The 18,129-nt window shown below is 69.7% G+C and carries 17 protein-coding genes; 13 read left to right on the forward strand and 4 right to left on the reverse strand.

Translation table 11 applies throughout. The features are described from left to right. The first annotated feature begins 2 nt into the window (after window positions 1-2). Genes ccoG through AC1Q7O_RS04190 form a run of 3 tightly spaced genes read left to right on the forward strand, consistent with a single transcriptional unit; the run spans window position 3 to window position 2,006 of the window. Entirely contained in the window at window positions 3-1,433 is a 1,431-nt protein-coding gene (gene ccoG, locus AC1Q7O_RS04180) for a cytochrome c oxidase accessory protein CcoG (RefSeq protein ID WP_492659211.1), read from the forward strand. A gap of 16 nt (window positions 1,434-1,449) precedes the next feature. Next, window positions 1,450-1,716: a hypothetical protein gene (locus AC1Q7O_RS04185; RefSeq protein WP_492659212.1), complete on the forward strand. Its 267-nt coding sequence runs from the start codon at window positions 1,450-1,452 to the stop codon at window positions 1,714-1,716. After that, entirely contained in the window at window positions 1,713-2,006 is a 294-nt protein-coding gene (locus AC1Q7O_RS04190; protein ID WP_492659213.1) for a hypothetical protein, read from the forward strand. Before AC1Q7O_RS04185 ends, AC1Q7O_RS04190 begins: the two co-directional genes overlap by 4 nt. On the opposite strand, the gene AC1Q7O_RS04195 is transcribed toward AC1Q7O_RS04190, so the two are convergent. Beyond that, window positions 1,948-3,312: an NAD(P)/FAD-dependent oxidoreductase gene (locus tag AC1Q7O_RS04195; protein WP_492659214.1), complete on the reverse strand. Its 1,365-nt coding sequence runs from the start codon at window positions 3,310-3,312 to the stop codon at window positions 1,948-1,950. The genes AC1Q7O_RS04190 and AC1Q7O_RS04195 overlap by 59 nt on opposite strands. Before the next feature lie 289 nt (window positions 3,313-3,601). Here AC1Q7O_RS04195 and AC1Q7O_RS04200 point away from each other — a divergent pair, with 289 nt between their 5' ends. The 4 genes from AC1Q7O_RS04200 to AC1Q7O_RS04215 all read left to right on the forward strand — a co-directional run bounded on the left by AC1Q7O_RS04200 (window position 3,602) and on the right by AC1Q7O_RS04215 (window position 7,340). After that, the gene (locus AC1Q7O_RS04200) at window positions 3,602-4,981 is read left to right on the forward strand and encodes a sensor histidine kinase (protein WP_492662664.1); all 1,380 of its coding nucleotides are present in this window, start codon (window positions 3,602-3,604) and stop codon (window positions 4,979-4,981) included. Further along, window positions 4,965-5,399 carry a hypothetical protein gene (locus tag AC1Q7O_RS04205; protein WP_492659216.1) on the forward strand — a complete coding sequence of 145 codons (435 nt, stop codon included), beginning with the start codon at window positions 4,965-4,967 and terminating at the stop codon, window positions 5,397-5,399. The genes AC1Q7O_RS04200 and AC1Q7O_RS04205 overlap by 17 nt, the downstream gene beginning before the upstream one ends. Before the next feature lie 10 nt (window positions 5,400-5,409). Continuing rightward, a complete protein-coding gene (locus tag AC1Q7O_RS04210) occupies window positions 5,410-6,816 on the forward strand; it encodes a sigma 54-interacting transcriptional regulator (protein ID WP_492659217.1) in 1,407 nt (468 codons plus the stop codon). Between the two features lie 188 nt (window positions 6,817-7,004). Next, window positions 7,005-7,340, forward strand: a complete 336-nt coding sequence (locus AC1Q7O_RS04215) for a BON domain-containing protein (RefSeq protein ID WP_492659218.1) — start codon at window positions 7,005-7,007, stop codon at window positions 7,338-7,340. 355 nt (window positions 7,341-7,695) lie between these two features. Here AC1Q7O_RS04215 and fnr read toward each other — a convergent pair whose 3' ends face one another. After that, window positions 7,696-8,448: a fumarate/nitrate reduction transcriptional regulator Fnr gene (fnr, locus tag AC1Q7O_RS04220; RefSeq protein WP_492659235.1), complete on the reverse strand. Its 753-nt coding sequence runs from the start codon at window positions 8,446-8,448 to the stop codon at window positions 7,696-7,698. Window positions 8,449-8,555: 107 nt separating this feature from the next. Here fnr and hemN point away from each other — a divergent pair, with 107 nt between their 5' ends. The 4 genes from hemN (at window position 8,556) to AC1Q7O_RS04240 (ending at window position 12,405) form a co-directional block, all read left to right on the forward strand. Then, window positions 8,556-9,965, forward strand: coding sequence for an oxygen-independent coproporphyrinogen III oxidase (hemN, locus tag AC1Q7O_RS04225; protein WP_492659219.1), 1,410 nt, complete (start codon window positions 8,556-8,558; stop codon window positions 9,963-9,965). Further along, window positions 9,965-10,591 (forward strand): urease accessory protein UreH domain-containing protein, encoded by a 627-nt coding sequence (locus AC1Q7O_RS04230; protein WP_492659220.1) that lies wholly within the window; start codon window positions 9,965-9,967, stop codon window positions 10,589-10,591. Before hemN ends, AC1Q7O_RS04230 begins: the two co-directional genes overlap by 1 nt. A 57-nt stretch (window positions 10,592-10,648) precedes the next feature. After that, on the forward strand, window positions 10,649-11,905 hold the full coding sequence (gene icd, locus AC1Q7O_RS04235) for an NADP-dependent isocitrate dehydrogenase (RefSeq protein ID WP_492659221.1): 1,257 nt from the start codon (window positions 10,649-10,651) through the stop codon (window positions 11,903-11,905). A 128-nt stretch (window positions 11,906-12,033) separates the two neighbouring features. Continuing rightward, the gene (locus tag AC1Q7O_RS04240; protein ID WP_492659222.1) at window positions 12,034-12,405 is read left to right on the forward strand and encodes a carboxymuconolactone decarboxylase family protein; all 372 of its coding nucleotides are present in this window, start codon (window positions 12,034-12,036) and stop codon (window positions 12,403-12,405) included. 110 nt (window positions 12,406-12,515) lie between these two features. On the opposite strand, the gene AC1Q7O_RS04245 is transcribed toward AC1Q7O_RS04240, so the two are convergent. Both AC1Q7O_RS04245 and AC1Q7O_RS04250 read right to left on the reverse strand, forming a co-directional pair. Continuing rightward, a complete protein-coding gene (locus tag AC1Q7O_RS04245; protein WP_492659223.1) occupies window positions 12,516-14,750 on the reverse strand; it encodes an NADP-dependent isocitrate dehydrogenase in 2,235 nt (744 codons plus the stop codon). A gap of 203 nt (window positions 14,751-14,953) precedes the next feature. Next, the gene (locus tag AC1Q7O_RS04250; protein ID WP_233370284.1) at window positions 14,954-15,193 is read right to left on the reverse strand and encodes a cold shock domain-containing protein; all 240 of its coding nucleotides are present in this window, start codon (window positions 15,191-15,193) and stop codon (window positions 14,954-14,956) included. A 192-nt stretch (window positions 15,194-15,385) separates the two neighbouring features. Between AC1Q7O_RS04250 and clpS the strand changes: the two genes are divergently transcribed. Then, on the forward strand, window positions 15,386-15,766 hold the full coding sequence (gene clpS / locus AC1Q7O_RS04255) for an ATP-dependent Clp protease adapter ClpS (protein ID WP_394514077.1): 381 nt from the start codon (window positions 15,386-15,388) through the stop codon (window positions 15,764-15,766). Then, window positions 15,763-18,087 carry an ATP-dependent Clp protease ATP-binding subunit ClpA gene (clpA, locus tag AC1Q7O_RS04260; protein ID WP_492659224.1) on the forward strand — a complete coding sequence of 775 codons (2,325 nt, stop codon included), beginning with the start codon at window positions 15,763-15,765 and terminating at the stop codon, window positions 18,085-18,087. The genes clpS and clpA overlap by 4 nt, the downstream gene beginning before the upstream one ends. Window positions 18,088-18,129: the final 42 nt, after the last annotated feature.

Genomic DNA, 18,129 nt, shown 5'->3' on the forward strand with positions numbered 1-18,129 from the left:
CCATGACCGGTCCCGCAGCACCAGGCCGGGGTGACGCCACCCAGGTCATCCGCCTCTACCGCTCGGAAGACAAGATCCACCCCCGGGCGGTGGACGGGTTCTACACGCGCTGGCGTTGGGCCTTCGTGGCGCTGACGCAGCTGGTGTTCTACGGCCTGCCCTGGCTGGACTGGGGCGAGCGCCAGGCCGTGCTGTTCGACCTGGAAGCCCGCCGCTTCTACGTCTTCGGCCTGGTGCTGTACCCGCAGGATTTCGTGTACCTCACGGCCCTGCTGATGATCTCGGCCTTCGGGCTGTTCCTGTTCACCGCGGTGGCGGGGCGGCTGTGGTGCGGCTACGCCTGCCCGCAGACGGTCTACACCGAGATCTTCATGCGCGTCGAACACTGGTTCGAGGGCGACCGCAATGCGCGGCTGCGGCTGGACAAGGCGCCGTGGAGCTTCAACAAGCTCTGGCGCAAAGGCGGCAAGCAGGCGGTGTGGATCGCGCTCGGGCTGTGGACCGGCTTCACCTTCGTCGGCTACTTCACGCCCATCCACACGCTGGGTGCCGAGGTGCTGGCGCTGGGCCTGGGCCCGTGGGAGACCTTCTGGGTGCTGTTCTACGGCTTCGCCACCTACGGCAATGCCGGTTACATGCGCGAGCAGGTCTGCAAGTACATGTGCCCGTACGCGCGCTTCCAGAGCGCGATGTTCGACCGCGACACGCTGATCGTCAGCTACGACCCCGTGCGCGGCGAGCCGCGCGGCAACAACGCCAAGCGCAAGAAGGGCGAGGAGCGCGCGGCCGCCATCGGCGACTGCATCGACTGTGGCCTGTGCGTGCAGGTCTGCCCCACCGGCATCGACATCCGCGACGGCCTGCAGTACGAGTGCATCGGCTGCGCTGCCTGCATCGACGTCTGCAACGGCGTCATGGACAAGATGGGCACGCCGCAGGGCCTGATCCGCTACGACACCGAGAACGGCCTGGAGCAGCGGCTCACACGTGCGCAGCGCTGGCGCCGCGTGCTGCGCCCGCGCGTGCTGATCTACAGCGCCGTGTTGCTGGCCATCTGCTCGGCGCTGCTGTGGAACATTGCGTCGCGGCATTCCTTCCGCGTCGACGTCGTGCGCGACCGCGCCTCGCTCGCGCGACTGGTGGAGGACGGCTGGATCGAGAACGTCTACCGGCTGCAGGTCATGAACGCGACCGAGTCGCCGCAGCGCTACCGCTTCGAGGCCGAGGGCCTGCCCGGCCTGATGCTGAGCCAGGCCCGCACCGTGGAGCTGGGCCCGGCCGAGGCGCGCTGGGTGGCCGTGGCGCTGCGCCTGCCGCCCGAGGTGGCCGCGCAGACCAAGCCCGGCGCCCACCCGATGCACTGGCGCATCACCCGCGACGGCGAGCACCCCGAGACCGTCGTCGAGAAGTCCACCTTCGTGCTGCCGCGCTGAACCCCAGGAGAGATCGATGCCTGCTGCTTCCCCTGCTCAACCCGCCTGGCGGGAACCCATGGTCTGGCTGGTGGCGGGCGGCCCCATCGCCGTCGTCATCGCCAGCTTCTTCACGCTGGCGCTGGCCATCCGCCACCCCGACCCGCCGCTGGACCTGCGCGCCAAGGCGCATCAGGCCGCCGACGACGTCGAGCCCGCCGACATGCGCGCCCGCGCCGGCGACGTGCCGGCCATGGTGGGCCGCAACCACGCCGCCACCGGCACGCCGGGAGCCCCGCGGTGACAGGCGCGCCCGGCCCCTCGCGCGTCGCGCGCTTCGCGATGGCGGTGGCCTGGTCGTCCTTCCTGGCGGCCGGCGTGCTGGAGGCGCTGGTGTTCTCGGTGGTGGACCCACTGGAGCTGCGCTGGTTCGGCGCCGCACCGGTGGAGCTGTCGGCGCAGGCCGTCTACACCGTCAGCTTCCTGATCTTCTGGGGCGTCGTCGCGCTGGGCGCCAGCCTGGCGCTGCTGCTGGTCAGCCTGCCGTCGGACGGTCAGCAGCCGCAGCGGCGCTCGCCGGGCTGGCCGCGCTGACCCCCGGCAACACCGCGTTGGCGACGACGCGCGCACCGCGGTCGTAGGTCCAGTAGGCCCAGGCCCAGTCCAGCAGCACGACGAAGCGGTTGCGGTAGCCGATCAGGAAGTACACGTGCGCGAACAGCCAGAACAGCCACGCGAAATAGCCCGAGAAGCGCAGCGGCCCGGCCGGCGAGCCCAGGTCCACCACGGCGCTGTTGCGGCCGATGGTGGCGAGGTTGCCGTAGTCGGCATAGCGGAAGGCCTGCGTGGCCTCGCCGCGCAGCTGGCGGCGGATGTTGGCGGCGGCGCAGCGGCCCATCTGCTTCGCGCCGGGTGACACGCCCGGCACCGGCCGCGGCGGGTGGCCCGGCTTGTGGCTCTGCGCGGCGGCCAGGTCGCCGATGACCTGGATGCGCGGGTGGCCCGCCAGGCTCAGGTCGGGCTCCACGACGACGCGGCCGGCGCGGTCCAGCGTGCAGCCGGTGGCCTCGGCCAGCGCCCGGCCCAATGGCGACGCCGCCACGCCGGCCGCCCACACGACGCAGCGGCTGTGCAGCCGCTCCGCGCCGGCAGCGGTCGTCACGTCCAGCCCGTCGGCGTCGATGCCCGTCACGCGCGCGCCCAGGCGCACGTCCACGCCCAGCGCGGCCAGTTGCTCGCGGGCGCGTTCGCTCAAGGCCTCGGGCATGGCGGCCAGCACGCGCGGGCCACCCTCCACCAGCAGGATGCGCGCCTGGCGCGGGTCGATGCGGCGGAACTCGCCCGGCAGCGTGTGCCGCGCGATCTCGGCGAAGGTGCCGGCCAGCTCCACGCCGGTGGGCCCGCCGCCGACGACGACGAACTGCAGCAGCGCGGCGCGGCGGGCCGGGTCGTCCTCGCGCTCGGCGGCCTCGAACGCCATCAGCACGCGGCGGCGGATCTCGAACGCGTCGTCCAGCGTCTTCAGCCCGGGCGCGTAGCGCGCCCACTCGTCGCGGCCGAAGTAGCTGTGCGTGGCGCCGGCGGCGACGATGAGGTGGTCCCAGCGCAGCAGCGCGCCGTCTTTCAGCGTCGCCGTGCGCGCCTGCGCGTCGATGGCGACGACCTCGCCCAGCAGCGTCGTCACGTTGGGCTGGCGCCGGAACAGGTGCCGGATGGGCGCCGCGATGGACGGCGCCGACAGCCCCGCCGTGGCCACCTGGTACAGCAGCGGCTGGAACAGGTGGTGGTTGGTTTTGTCGACCACCGTGATGTCGACCTCGGCACCGCTTGAACCGGAAAAGGCACGGGCCGCCTCCAGGCCGCCGAAACCGCAGCCGATGATCAGGATCTGTGGACGCATGAACCCCATCCTACGCCCGCTTCTGCTTGATTTTGTGCAGTGCAGCATGGTGCAGTTTTCGGATCGTGGCAGGCCGGTTGCATCGTGATGCAAAGCCTGACGAAGTTGGGGTGGGCGCGCGCCGGGCGCCGGCCTAGCATGCAGCGCCCACCTGGCCGCTTTCCCTCTGGACTTCTCCCTCACGCCCGCCAACGCCCCCGAGCCTCCGTCCCGCACCGACCCGGCCCGCCAGCGCCTGCGTGGCCTGTCCTTCCACCAGGGGCTGCTGGCCGCCTTCCTGCTCATCACCGTGGTGCTGGGCGGCGCGGCGGCGCAGGCCATGTTCGCGCTGGAGCATGTGGCCCAGCTGGGCCGCCAGGCCTCGCAGGACGCCGCCGCGCTGACCGCTCAGGTGCAGCGTCTGGCCGAGCGCACCGTGGCCATGGAGCGCAGCGCGCGGCAGTTCCTCGTGCTGGACGACGCCAGCCTGCGCGAGCGCTTCCAGGCTGCCTGGCAGGACGCGCGCACCACCCAGGCTGCGCTCACGGCGCTGATGCCGGACGCCGCCGACCGCCCGCTGTTCACCGAATGGCTGGCCCAGGCCGATGCCGCCGGGGCCGTGCTGCAGGACCCCGGCCCGGCGCGCGCGCGGCCCGCGGCGCTGAAGCGGCTGGCGCCGCTGCTGGCGCGGTTGCACCGGCTGAACGAGCTGCTGGCCGAGCGCAGCCAGCAGGCCATGGACCGCCGCAGCGACGCGGTGCTGGCCGAACTGGAGCAGCAGCGCCGCGTCATCAGCGGGCTGGTGCTGGGCGCCATCGCGCTGGCCGTGCTGCTGGGCTTCGGCTTCGGGCGCTGGTTGCTGCGGCCGCTGCGGCTCGTGGAGGCGGCCATCGGCCGGCTGGGCGACAACCGTTTCGACGAGCCGGTGGCCGTGCGTGGCCCGGCCGACATGCGCCGGCTGGGCGAGCAGCTGGAGTGGCTGCGCCAGCGGCTGGCGGCGCTGGAGTCCGACAAGACGCGCTTCGTGCGCCACATCTCGCATGAGTTGAAGACGCCCATGGCCTCCATCCGCGAGGGCGCGGCGCTGCTGCGCGACGGCGTGGCCGGGCCGCTGACGGCGGACCAGGCCGAGATCGTGCGCATCCTGGGCGACAACAGCGCCGCGCTGCAGCGCCAGATCGAAGACCTGCTGCACTACCAGACGCTGGCCTCCGGTTCGCAGCGCCTGCAGCGCCGCCCGGTGGCATTGCAGGCGCTGCTGCAGCGCGTGGCCGACGACCAGCGGCTGCTGTGGCAGGCGCGCGGGCTGCAGGTGCGCGTGCAGGCCGAGCCCTGCACGGTGATGGCCGACGAGGAGAAGCTGGGCATCGTGCTGGCCAACCTGCTGGGCAACGCGGTGCGCTTCAGCCCGCCGGGCGGCGTCATCACGCTGGCGCTGGGGCAGGGTGGTGGCCGCGTGGCCATCGACTGCATCGACGCCGGGCCCGGCGTGGCCGCCGAGGACGTGGCGCACATCTTCGACCCCTTCTACCAGGGCCGCCACCAGGCACCGGGTGCGCGCCGCGGCAGCGGCATCGGCCTGTCCATCGTGCGCGAGATCGCGCAGGCGCACGGCGGCCGCTGCCGCCTGCTGCCCAGCGAACGCGGCGCCCATTTCCGACTTGAACTGCCTCATGAAACGACTGTTTGAAATCGCCTTCCTGTTGCTGCTGGCGGCCTGCCAGACGCCCCCGCCGGCCGCCGAGCCGCCGCGGCCCGCGCCGGTGTGCCCCGAGCCGCCGCCCGCGCCCGAGGTGCAGGCGCTGCAGGGCGTGCTCGCTACGGGCGAGGAGTTGCGCAAGGCCTTGTCGCTGGGCCGCAGCGCCGCCGAGCTGGCGCAGGCCGCCGCGCAGGTGGAGGCGGTCGCCGCCTCCGCGGACCCGCAGGCCGAGCCGCTGAAGCCGCTGGCCGTGCAGCTGTCGCTGCGCCTGGCCGAGCAGCGCCGGCTGCAGGACAGTGTCGACAAGCTGACGCAGCAGCTGCGCGACAGCCAGCGCCGCAACGATCAGCTGAACGAGAAGCTCGAAGCGCTCAAAGTCATCGAGCAGACCTTGCCCGCCAAGCGCTGAGGAGTAACGCATGACCGCCCCAGCCTCCCTGCTCGTCGTCGACGACGACGCCGACCTGCTGCGCCTGATGACGATGCGGCTCACCGCCGCGGGCTACCAGGTGCAGGCCGTGGCCAGCGCCGAGGCCGCGCTGGCGCACCTGGCGGTGAAGCTGCCGTCGCTGGTCATCACCGACGTGCGCCTGCCGGGCCTGGACGGCCTGGCGCTGTTCGACGAGCTGCGCGCCAGCCACCCGTCGCTGCCGGTCATCCTGCTGACGGCGCACGGGACCATCCCCGACGCGGTGGATGCCACCACGCGCGGCGCCCACGCCTACCTGACCAAGCCCTACGACGCCAAGGAGCTGCTGGCCAGGATCCAGCAGGCGCTGCGCGTCAACGCGCCCGGCCCGGCGCCGTTCGACGGCGATGGCGACTGGCGCCGCGAGATCATCAGCCGCAGCCCGCGCATGGCCGAGGTGCTGGCCGAGGCGCGGCTGGTGGCCGCCACCGACGCCAGCGTGCTCATCAGCGGCGACAGTGGCACCGGCAAGGAGCTGCTGGCCCGGGCCCTGCACCGCGCCAGCCCGCGGGCCGGCAAGCCCTTCATCGCCGTGAACTGCGGCGCCATCCCCGAGGCGCTGCTGGAGTCGGAGCTGTTCGGCCATGTGAAGGGCGCCTTCACCGGCGCGCAGGGCCACCGCCAGGGGCTGATCCCGGCGGCGCACGGCGGCACGGTGTTCCTGGACGAGATCGGCGACATGCCGCTGGCGCTGCAGGTGAAGCTGCTGCGCGTGCTGCAGGAGCGCGTCGTGCGGCCGGTGGGCAGCAACGACGCGGTGGCGGTGGACGTGCGCGTGCTGTCGGCCACGCACCGCGACCTGGAGCTGGCAATGGCCGAGGGGCAGTTCCGGCCCGACCTGTACTACCGGCTCAACGTCGTGCGGCTGGCGCTGCCGGCGCTGGGCGAGCGCCGCGAGGACATCGCGTTGCTGGCGCAGCACTTCCTCGCCGCGCTGGCCGCGCGCCACCACAAGCGTGTGAAGGGCTTTGCGCCCGACGCGCTGGAGGCGCTGGTGACGGCGCCGTGGCCCGGCAACGTGCGCCAGCTCTACAACGTCGTCGAGCAGGTCTGCGTGCTGGCGACGGCGCCGCTGGTGCCGCTGGCGCAGGTGCAGCGGGCGCTGCAGATGCCGTCGGCCGAGGTGCTGAACTACCAGCAGGCCAAGCAGCGCTTCGAGCGCGACTACCTGAACCGCTTGCTCAGGCTGACCTCCGGCCATGTCGCCGAGGCCGCGCGGCTGGCCGACCGCAACCGCAGCGAGTTCTACCGGCTGATGCAGAAGCACGGGCTGGACCCGCAGCTGTTCCGCGACGACCCCCAAGATGCGGCGTCGGATTTCAGCGACAGCAAAAGGTCCGGTGAATCAGGCACTTAGCCCGCGCGGCGCCGGGCCTGTCGCCAGGCGGCGACAGAATCGCCCGCCTGGCCGTGCCAACCCGGCTCGCAAGAGAGTCAAGTGGTTGATATGAAAGGAGAAGTCGGGGCTGGCACGGCTGTTGCGCTGAGGGTGTCGTGGTGCCGATCCGGTGCCGCGTTTTATCCACGCATCCTCAGGAGATACGCATGCAACACGCTTCCACCTTTGCCCGCCTGCTGACCGCCACCCTGACGGCGACGGCCCTGTCCACCGCCTTCGCCGCCGACCCGGCCCCGGCGCCCGCCGGTCAGGCGCCGCAGGCCCAGCCTGCGGACGCCGCCGCTGTTGCCGCCCAGGCCGCGGCCGTGCTGCAGCAGGACAAGGACCTGCAGACCCTGCCGCTGACCGTCAGCAGCACCGACAGCGGCGTCGTCATCGTGAAGGGCGCGGCCCCCAGCGCCGAACTGGCCCAGAAGGCCATCAAGCTCGTCGCCGCCGTCCCCGGCGTGAAGGAAGTGCGCAACGAGATCAAGGTCGGCTGACCTCACCGCTCGTGACTTCAAGGCCCCGCGCACGCCGCGGGGCTTTTTCTTTTTTGCATTGGGGCCGAGCGCCGGGCCTGCCATGGGCCAGAGGCCCATGGCGTTCCGTAGGCACAAGCAGTCCGCAGGGACTGCTTGTGTCCGACTCCACCCCGCAAGCCGGCCCCCTTGGGCGATGTGCGAGCGGGGCCACCCCCGCGATCATCGCCGTCCCCTCGGGGGCTGAGGCCGGACACGACAAGTCCTCAGGACTTGTCGTGCCTGCCGAAGGGCAGCCGCTCCGTCGGCTGCGCGGTCTGCAAGACCGCCCGGGCTTGCCCGCGTTCAGCGGCAAGCGCGGGCGAGGGGCCTCAACTCAACACCGGCTGTTGTTGACGAGCGCCTGCAGCCCCGCCTGGTTCAGGATGCGCAGCTGCCGCTGCTTCACCTCCATCAGCCCCTCGTCCTGGAAGCGCGAGAACGTGCGGCTCACGGTCTCCAGCTTCAGGCCCAGGTAGCTGCCGATCTCCTCGCGCGTCATGCGCAGCACGAGGCTGGACGCCGAGAACCCGCGCGCCTGCAACCGCTGCGTCAGGTTCAGCAGGAAGGCGGCCAGCCGCTCCTCCGCGCGCATGTTGCCCAGCAGCAGCATGACGCCGTGATCGCGCACGATCTCGCGGCTCATGATCTTGTGGAACTGGTGCTGCAGCACCGTGAACTCGCGCGACAGGTCTTCCAGCTGCGCGTAGGGGATGACGCAGACCGACGAGTCCTCCAGCGCGACGGCGTCGCAGTGGTGGTGGTCGCTGCTGATGCCGTCCAGCCCCAGCAGCTCGCCGGCCATCTGGAAGCCGGTCACCTGATCGCGGCCGTCCTCGCTGCCCACGCAGGTCTTGAAGAAGCCGGTGCGCACCGCGTACAGCGCCTCGAAGCGCTCGCCGTTGCGGAACAGGTGGTCGCCCCGTGCCACCGAGCGGCGCTTGGCGACCAGGCCGTCCAGCTGCTGCAGCTCGCCCGAATTCAGGCCAACGGGCAGGCACAGCTCGCGCAGGTTGCAGCTGGCGCAGGCGACCTTCAGCGGCTCGATGGCGGGCAGTGTCGACGGTTCGGATGCGGGCGACGCGCGCATCGGGCAGGGTTGGGTCGTCAGCATGTGGGGCATTCTTCGCCAGGCGACCCGCCCCGGCCTTGACCTGCGTCAAGGCCGGGGCGGGGCTGGCTCGGCAAAGTGGCGACATGGCTGCTGTGACCGATCGTCCTCCCCAACTCGAACTTGAGCTTGCCGACCTGCTGCGCCGACACGACGTGGCCGGACCGCGCTACACGTCCTACCCGACGGCGGACCGCTTCGTCGAGGCCCACCAGGGTGCGCAACACCTGCAGGCGCTGCGACAGCGCGGCACGGTGCAGCCGCTGTCGGTGTACGTGCACATCCCGTTCTGCGAGCAGCTCTGCTACTACTGCGCCTGCAACAAGATCATCACCAAGCACCACGACCGTGCCGCGCCCTACCTGGCCGCGCTGGGCCGTGAGGTGGACCTGGTGGCCGATGCGCTCGCCGCCGGGGCCGGTGGCATCGCGCCGGTGTCGCAGCTGCACCTGGGCGGCGGCTCGCCCACCTTCCTGTCCGACGCCGAGCTGGGCGAGCTGATGGAGATGCTGCGGCGCCGCTTCAAGCTGCTGCCGGGCGCCGAGCTGTCCATCGAGGTGGACCCGCGCACGGTGGACCTGGCCCGGCTGGCCCACCTGCGGCTGCTGGGCTTCAACCGGCTGTCGTTCGGCGTGCAGGACTTCGACGCCGCCGTGCAGAAGGCCGTTCACCGCGTGCAGCCGCTGGAGCAGGTGGCCGCGCTGATGCAGCACGCCCGCGAACTGGGCTTCTCGTCCACCAACGTGGACTTGATCTACGGCCTGCCGCTGCAGACGCCCGCCAGCTTCGCCCGCACCATCGCGCAGGTGGCCGAGCTGCGGCCCGACCGCATCGCGATGTATGCCTACGCCCACCTGCCGCAGCGCTTCAAGCCACAGCGCCGCATCGTCGCCGAGCTGCTGCCGCCCGCGGGCGACAAGCTGGCCATGCTGTCGGGTGCCATCAGCGCGCTGCTGGGCGAGGGCTACACCTACATCGGTATGGACCACTTCGCGCTGCCGGACGACCCGCTGGCCATCGCCAAGCGCCAGGGCCTGCTGCACCGCGGCTTCCAGGGCTACTCGACGCAGCCCGACTGCGACCTCGTGGGCCTGGGCGTCTCTGCCATCAGCCGCGTGGGGGCCTCCTACGCGCAGAACGCCAAGACGCTGGCCGAGTACGAGGATGCGCTGAACCAGCAGCAGCTGCCTGTGCAGCGCGGCCTGGCGCTGACGCGTGACGACCTGCTGCGCCGTGCCGTCATCATGGCGCTGATGTGCCAGGGGCGCGTGGAGTACGAGTCCATCGCGGCGTCCTACCTCGTCGACGTGCCGACCTACTTCGAGCCCGAGCTGGCGCGGCTGACGCAGCTGGCGGGGCAGGGCCTCGTCGTGCTGGAGCCGGGCGCCATCCAGGTGACGCCATTGGGCTGGTACTTCGTGCGCGCCGTGGCCGCGGTGTTCGACCGCTATCTGCAGGCGGACGCGAGCCGGGAGCGTTTCTCCAAGATCATCTGATGGCCGGTGACCTCGCGCTCGTCGTGTCGGCCACGCTGATGGGCCTGGCCGGCATGCCGCATTGCGCGGCCATGTGCAGCGCGCCCTGCGCGCTGGCAGGCGGCCCGAAGCCGGCGCGGCTGCTGGCCGGGCGGGTGCTGGGCTACACGGCCGGCGGCGTCGTCGCGGCGGCCTCGGCCGAGGCGCTGGCGCGGGCGTCGCAGAGCGTGGCGCTGCTGCAGCCCGCCTGGGCGCTGCTGCAGGCGGCGCTGCTGCTGTTCGGCCTGCTGCTGTTGCTGCAAGGGCGCGTGCCGGCCTGGCTGGGCGCCGTGCGCTGGCGGCCGCAGCCGCGCCACGCGTTTGCCACCGGGCTGGCCTGGGTGGCCATGCCCTGCGGGCTGCTGCATGCGGCGCTGCTGCTGGCGGGGCTGTCGGGCTCGCCGCTGAGCGGCGGCGCGGCGATGGCGGGCTTTGCGCTGGCCAGCACGCCGGGGCTGGTGGTCGCGCCGCTGTGGCGCGCGCGGCTGCTGAAGCGCGGGCCGGCCGGCGACGTGCTGGCGCTGCGCCTGGCCGGGCTGATGCTGGCGCTGGGCGCGGGCTGGGGGCTGGCGCACGGCGTGTGGCAGCGCGTCATGCTGGCCTGCTGACGCGGGCCATAAACTCGCCGCATCCTTGTCCTCGCATCGCTGCGAAAGCGCTACGCCATGTCCCAACACCTCCACGTGCCCGAAGGCGGCCAGAAGATCACCGTCAACGCCGACTTCTCGCTGAACGTGCCGCACAACCCCATCATCCCGTTCATCGAGGGTGACGGCACCGGGCTGGACATCACGCCGGTCATGCTGAAGGTCGTGGATGCCGCCGTCGCCAAGGCCTATGGCGGCGCCCGCAAGATCCACTGGATGGAGATCTACGCCGGCGAGAAGAGCACGCGCGTCTACGGCCCCGACGTGTGGCTGCCCGACGAGACGCTGCAGGCCGTGAAGGACTACATCGTCTCCATCAAGGGCCCGCTGACGACGCCGGTGGGCGGCGGCATCCGCTCGCTGAACGTGACGCTGCGCCAGGAGCTGGACCTGTACGTCTGCCTGCGCCCCGTGCAGTACTTCGACGGTGTGCCCAGCCCCGTGAAAGAGCCGCACAAGGTCGACATGGTCATCTTCCGCGAGAACTCGGAGGACATCTACGCCGGCATCGAGTACGAGGCCGGCAGTGACAAGGCGAAGAAGCTCATCGCCTTCCTGCGCGACGAACTCGGCGCCAAGAAGGTGCGCTTCCCCGAGACGTCGGGCATCGGCATCAAGCCCGTCAGCCGCGAGGGCACCGAGCGCCTGGTGCGCAAGGCCATCCAGTACGCCATCGACAACGACAAGCCGTCGGTCACGCTGGTGCACAAGGGCAACATCATGAAGTTCACGGAAGGCGCCTTCCGCGACTGGGGCTATGCGCTGGCGCAGAAGGAATTCGGCGCCGAGCCCATCGACGGCGGCCCGTGGTGCCGCCTCAAGAACCCGCGCACCGGCAAGCTCATCACGATCAAGGACGTCATCGCCGACGCCTTCCTGCAGCAGATCATGCTGCGCCCGGCCGAGTACAGCGTCATCGCGACGCTGAACCTCAACGGCGACTACATCTCCGACGCGCTGGCCGCGCAGGTGGGCGGCATCGGCATCGCGCCGGGCGCCAACATGAGCGACTCGGTGGCGATGTTCGAGGCCACGCACGGCACGGCGCCCAAGTACGCCGGCAAGGACTACGTGAACCCCGGCTCCTCCATCCTGTCCGCCGAGATGATGCTGCGCCACATCGGCTGGACCGAGGCGGCCGACCTCATCATCGCGTCGATGGAAAAGGCCATCCTCAGCAAGAAGGTCACCTACGACTTCGCGCGGCTGATGGACGGCGCGACGCAGGTATCGTGCTCGGGCTTCGGGCAGGTCATGGTCGACTGCATGGCCTGATGCCGGCGGGCACCGCCCGCGGCCCCTCGCGCAAGCCCATCGCCGGTGACGTCGATGGGCTTCTCGCTTTCTGAACCGGCGCGGTCCGCGGCTCGCTAAGCTGCACGGCAAGCACGAAGGAGCCCCCCATGGAACTCGATCCCCAAGGCCTGGCGACGCGCCGCGCGGTGCTGGGCGACGCCTACGTCGACGCCGCGCTGGCCAAGGTCACGCCGTTCACCGCGCCGCTGCAGGAGCTCGTCACGCGCCACGCCTGGGGCAACACCTGGCAGCGCGACGGCATCGACCTGCGCACGCGCAGCATCGTCACCGTGAGCATGCTGGTGGCGCTGGGCCGCATGCACGAGTTGAAGACCCATGTGCGCGGCGCGCTGAACAACGGCGTGACGGTCGAGGAGCTGCAGGAGATCTTCCTGCACGCGAGCGTCTACTGCGGCTTCCCGGCGGCCGTGGACGCGTTCCGCGCGGCGGCCGAGGTGGTCGACGGCGCCAGCGGCTGACCGTGCGCCAAGCGTGGCTGGCCTGACCTGGGGGTGGGTCAGCCGGCGCGGGCGACGCCCGCCAACAAAAAGGGGCGCCTGCGGCGCCCCTTGTCGGTCGTGGTGGGACCTCAGCTCAGCGCCGCCAGTGCGGCGTTGAACGTCGCGCTCGGGCGCATGACGACGTCCAGCTTGGCTGCGTCCGGCAGGAAGTAGCCGCCGATGTCCACCGGCTTGCCCTGCACCGCCTTCAGCTCGTCGGCGATCTTGGCTTCGTTGGCGGCCAGCGTCTCGGCCACGGCCTTGAACTTGGCGGCCAGCTCGGCGTCCTCGGTCTGCGAGGCCAGTTCCTGCGCCCAGTACAGCGTCAGGTAGAAGTGGCTGCCGCGGTTGTCGATTTCGCCGGTCTTGGGGCTGGGACCCTTGCCGTTGTCCATCAGCTTGCCGGTGGCGGCGTCCAGCGCCTTGGCCAGCAGCGTCGCCCTGGTATTGCCGGTCTTCAGGCCCAGCTCTTCCAGGCTCACGGCCAGCGCCAGGAACTCGCCCAGCGAGTCCCAGCGCAGGTGGTTCTCTTCCACCAGCTGCTGCACGTGCTTGGGCGCGGAGCCGCCGGCACCCGTCTCGTACATGCCGCCGCCGGCCATCAGCGGCACGATGGACAGCATCTTGGCCGACGTGCCCAGTTCCATGATGGGGAACAGGTCGGTCAGGTAGTCGCGCAGGATGTTGCCGGTGGCGCTGATGGTGTCCAGGCCGCGGATGACGCGCTCCAGCGTGTAACGCATCGCGCGCACCTGGCTCATGATCTGGATGTCCAGGCCGGTCGTGTCGTGCTCGTGCAGGTACATCTTGACCTTGCGGATCAGCTGCGCCTCGTGCGGGCGGTAGCTGTCCAGCCAGAAGACCACCGGCATGCCCGAGTTGCGGGCGCGGTTGACGGCCAGCTTGACCCAGTCGCGGATGGCGGCGTCCTTGCACTGGCACATGCGCCAGATGTCACCCTGCTCGACGTTCTGGCTCAGCAGCACCTCGCCCGTTTCCAGGTCGGTGATGTTGGCCACGCCGTCTTCGGTGATCTCGAAGGTCTTGTCGTGCGAGCCGTATTCCTCGGCCTGCTGGGCCATCAGGCCGACGTTGGGCACCGTGCCCATGGTCTTCGGGTCGAAGGCGCCGTGCCACTTGCAGAAGTTGATGATCTCCTGGTAGATGCGGGCGAAGGTCGACTCGGGCATCACGGCCTTCACGTCCTTCAGGCGGCCGTCGGCGCCGTACATCTTGCCGCCGCTGCGGATCATGGCCGGCATGGAGGCGTCCACGATGATGTCGTTGGGCGAATGGAAGTTGGTGATGCCCTTGGCCGAGTCCACCATCGCCAGCTCGGGGCGGTGCTCATGGCAGGCGTGCAGGTCGCGCTTGATCTCGTCCTGCTTGGCGCTCGGCAGCGTGGCGATCTTGGTGTACAGGTCCACCATGCCGTTGTTGACGTTGACGCCCAGCTCGTCGAACAGCTTGCCGTGCTTCTCGAACGCCTCGCGGTAGAAGATGCGCACGCAGTGGCCGAACACGATGGGGTGGCTCACCTTCATCATGGTGGCCTTCACGTGCAGCGAGAACATCACGCCGGTCTTGCGTGCGTCCTCGATCTCCTTCTCGTAGAAGGCCAGCAGCGCCTTCTTGCTCATGAACATGGAGTCGATGACTTCGCGGTCCAGCAGCGCGACCTTGGGCTTGAGCACGATGGTCTTGCCGCTCTTCGTGATGAGCTCCATCTTCACGGTGCGCGCGCGGTCCAGCGTCAGCGACTTTTCGCCGTGATAGAAGTCGCCGTCATGCATGTGCGACACGTGCGAGCGCGAGGCCTGGCTCCACTCGTCCATGCGGTGCGGGTTCTTGCGGGCGTAGGCCTTGACGGCCTTGGGCGCGCGGCGGTCGGAGTTGCCTTCGCGCAGCACCGGGTTCACGGCCGAGCCGATGCACTTGTTGTAGCGGGCGCGGATGTCCTTCTCTTCGTCCGTCTCGGGCTTCTCGGGGAAGTTCGGGATCTTGTAGCCCTTGTCCTGCAGCTCCTTGATGGCAGCCTTGAGCTGGGACACGGACGCGCTGATGTTGGGCAGCTTGATGATGTTGGCTTCGGGCTTGAACGTCAGCTTGCCCAGTGCGGCCAGGTTGTCGGGCACGCGCTGCTCTTCGGTCAGCAGCTCGGGGAACTGGCCCAGGATGCGGCCGGCCACCGAGATGTCGCTGGTGACGACATCGATCCCAGCCTGGGCCGCAAAGCGCTGGACGACCGGCAGCAGCGAGGCGGTGGCCAGGCGGGGGGCTTCATCGGTCAGGGTGTAGACGATCTTGGGCGTTTCGGCGGTCATGAGGGTGTTCCGGTGAATGTCGAATCTCTGCAGCGCACGGTCTCGCGGCGCGCGCGCAAGGTGCGAACTCTAGCAAGCCGGCAGCGGATGGCGGCGAGCCAGCCTTCGCCGAGGCCGCCGTGCCTTGCTCCAACGCAAAAGCCCCGCAGGCTGGCAGGGCCTCGGGGCTGGCGGGTTGCCGGGCGGGCCCGGCGGGTGGGGGCTCAGGAGGCCTGCGGTTGTTCCAGGCTGCGCGCCGCCTCCATGGGCGTGATGTTCTGCGCGAGCTGGCCCTTGGGGCCCTGCACCAGGTCGAACTGCACCTGGCTGCCTTGCTTCAGCGTCCGGAAGCCTTCCATCTGGATCGCCGAAAAATGGGCGAAGACGTCATCGCCGCCGGCCTCCGGCTCGATGAAACCAAAGCCCTTGGCATCGTTGAACCACTTGACCTTGCCCAGCGCCATCATCTTGTCTCCGTTCTTTGTGGCACCTCCCCGAGGAGGCGGACGAGATTCTGGTAGCGCGACAAAAAGCGTCAATTCGGGACCTTCCCGGCCGGGTTCACCCTCAGAACCGGTTGCGCGCTTGCAATTCCGGGGCGCGCCGCCAAGTGCCTGCAAGTCGGTGGGGGATACCCCCATCGATAGAATCAACCCATGCCTGTGTTCCCCGTTTTTTCACCGCGAAACCAGTCGGCTCCGCCCCCGCCCACGCCTCCCCTGAGGCCCGGCAAGGACGAAGGCGACGGGGCCGTCGTCGTCGAGCGCCAGACGCAGAAAACCGAGCCGCCGCGGCTCTACCAGGTGCTGCTGCTGAACGACGATTTCACCCCGATGGAGTTTGTAGTCATGGTTCTGCAGGAATTTTTCCGGCATGACCTCGATACGGCGACGCAGATCATGCTCAAAATCCACCACGAGGGTCGCGGGGTTTGCGGTGTGTTCACCAAGGACGTCGCTGCGACCAAGGTGGAGTTGGTACTGGCCGCCTCCCGGCGTGCTGGCCACCCCCTGCAGTGCATTATGGAGGCCGCATGATTGCGCAAGAGCTTGAAGTCAGTTTGCACATGGCGTTCGTCGAGGCGCGCCAGCAGCGGCACGAATTCATCACCGTCGAGCACCTGCTGCTCGCGTTGCTGGACAACCCCAGCGCCGCCGAAGTGCTGCGCGCCTGCGCCGCCAATCTCGATGACCTGCGCAAGAGCCTGACGCAGTTCATCAAGGAAAACACGCCCATGGTGGGTGGCAGCGATGAGGTGGACACCCAGCCCACGCTCGGCTTCCAGCGCGTCATCCAGCGCGCCATCATGCATGTGCAGAGCACGGGCAGCGGCAAGAAGGAAGTGACGGGTGCCAACGTGCTGGTCGCCATCTTCGGCGAGAAGGATTCGCACGCCGTCTACTACCTGCACCAGCAGGGCGTCACGCGCCTGGACGTCGTCAACTTCATCGCCCACGGCATCAAGAAGACCGACCCTGAGCCGCCCAAGGCGCCCGAAGGCCAGCAGCCCGGCCAGGAAGGGGAACGCGAGGAAGGCGAGGGCGCCAGCGCCAAGGCGTCGCCGCTGGAGCAGTTCACGCAGAACCTGAACCAGCAGGCCAAGGACGGCAAGATCGATCCGCTGATCGGCCGCGAAGCCGAGGTCGAGCGCGTGGTGCAGGTGCTGTGCCGCCGCCGCAAGAACAACCCGCTGCTGGTGGGGGAGGCCGGCGTCGGCAAGACGGCCATCGCCGAGGGCCTGGCCTGGCGCATCACCGAAGGCGAAGTGCCCGAGGTGCTGGCCGACTCCGTCGTCTACTCGCTGGACATGGGCGCGCTGCTGGCGGGCACCAAGTACCGTGGCGACTTCGAGCAGCGCCTGAAGGCCGTGCTGAAGGCGCTCAAGGAGCAGCCGCATGCCGTGCTGTTCATCGACGAGATCCACACGCTGATCGGCGCTGGCGCCGCGTCGGGCGGCACGCTGGACGCCAGCAATCTGCTGAAGCCGGCGCTGTCCAGCGGCCAGATGAAGTGCATCGGCGCGACGACCTTCACCGAGTACCGCGGCATCTTCGAGAAGGACGCGGCGCTGAGCCGCCGTTTCCAGAAGATCGACGTGCCCGAGCCGTCGGTCGAGCAGACCGTCGAGATCCTGAAGGGGCTGAAGAGCCGCTTCGAGGAGCACCACTCCGTCAAGTACGCGCTGGGCGCGCTGCAGGCGGCGGCCGAGCTGTCGGCCAAGTACATCAACGACCGCCACCTGCCGGACAAGGCCATCGACGTCATCGACGAGGCTGGTGCCGCCCAGCGCATCCTGCCCAAGAGCAAGCAGAAGAAGACCATCACCCGCGCCGAGGTGGAAGACATCGTCGCCAAGATCGCGCGCATCCCGCCCGCATCGGTCAACAGCGACGACCGCAGCAAGCTCAAGACGCTGGACCGCGACCTCAAGAGCGTCGTGTTCGGTCAGGACCCGGCCGTCGATGCGCTGGCCGCCGCCATCAAGATGGCGCGCTCGGGCCTCGGTCGTCCGGACAAGCCGGTGGGCTCGTTCCTTTTCAGCGGCCCCACGGGCGTCGGCAAGACCGAAGTGGCCAAGCAGCTCGCCTACATCCTGGGCATCGAGCTGATCCGCTTCGACATGTCCGAGTACATGGAGCGTCACGCCGTCAGCCGCCTCATCGGCGCGCCTCCGGGCTATGTCGGCTTCGACCAGGGCGGCCTGCTGACCGAGGCCGTCACGAAGAAGCCGCACGCGGTGCTGCTGCTCGACGAGATCGAGAAGGCCCACCCGGACGTCTTCAACGTGCTGCTGCAGGTCATGGACCACGGCACGCTGACCGACAACAACGGGCGCAAGGCCGACTTCCGCAACGTCATCATCATCATGACGACGAACGCGGGCGCCGAGATCATGAACAAGGCGACCATCGGCTTCACGACGTCGCGCCAGCAGGGCGACGAGATGGCCGACATCAAGCGCCTGTTCACGCCCGAGTTCCGCAACCGGCTGGACGCCATCGTGTCCTTCCGCGCGCTGGACGAGGAGATCATCCTGCGCGTGGTCGACAAGTTCCTGCTGCAGCTGGAAAGCCAGCTGCAGGAAAAGAAGGTCGAGGTCAGCTTCTCCGACGCACTGCGCAAGCAGCTCGCCAAGAAGGGCTTCGACCCGCTGATGGGCGCGCGGCCGATGCAGCGGCTCATCCAGGACACCATCCGCCGCGCACTGGCCGACGAACTGCTGTTCGGCAAGCTGGTGGACGGTGGCCGCCTGAGCGTGGACGTGGACGACAAGGGCGAGACGGTGCTGGACATCCAGCCGACGCCGCCCAAGCCCAGCAAGGACGGCAAGCCCAAGGCCGAGCCGGCCACGGCCTGAACCCAGGCCCGCAAAAAGGAAAGGACGCTGCGGCGTCCTTTT

The organism is Roseateles sp. GW823-FHT07B05 (genome assembly GCF_058794515.1).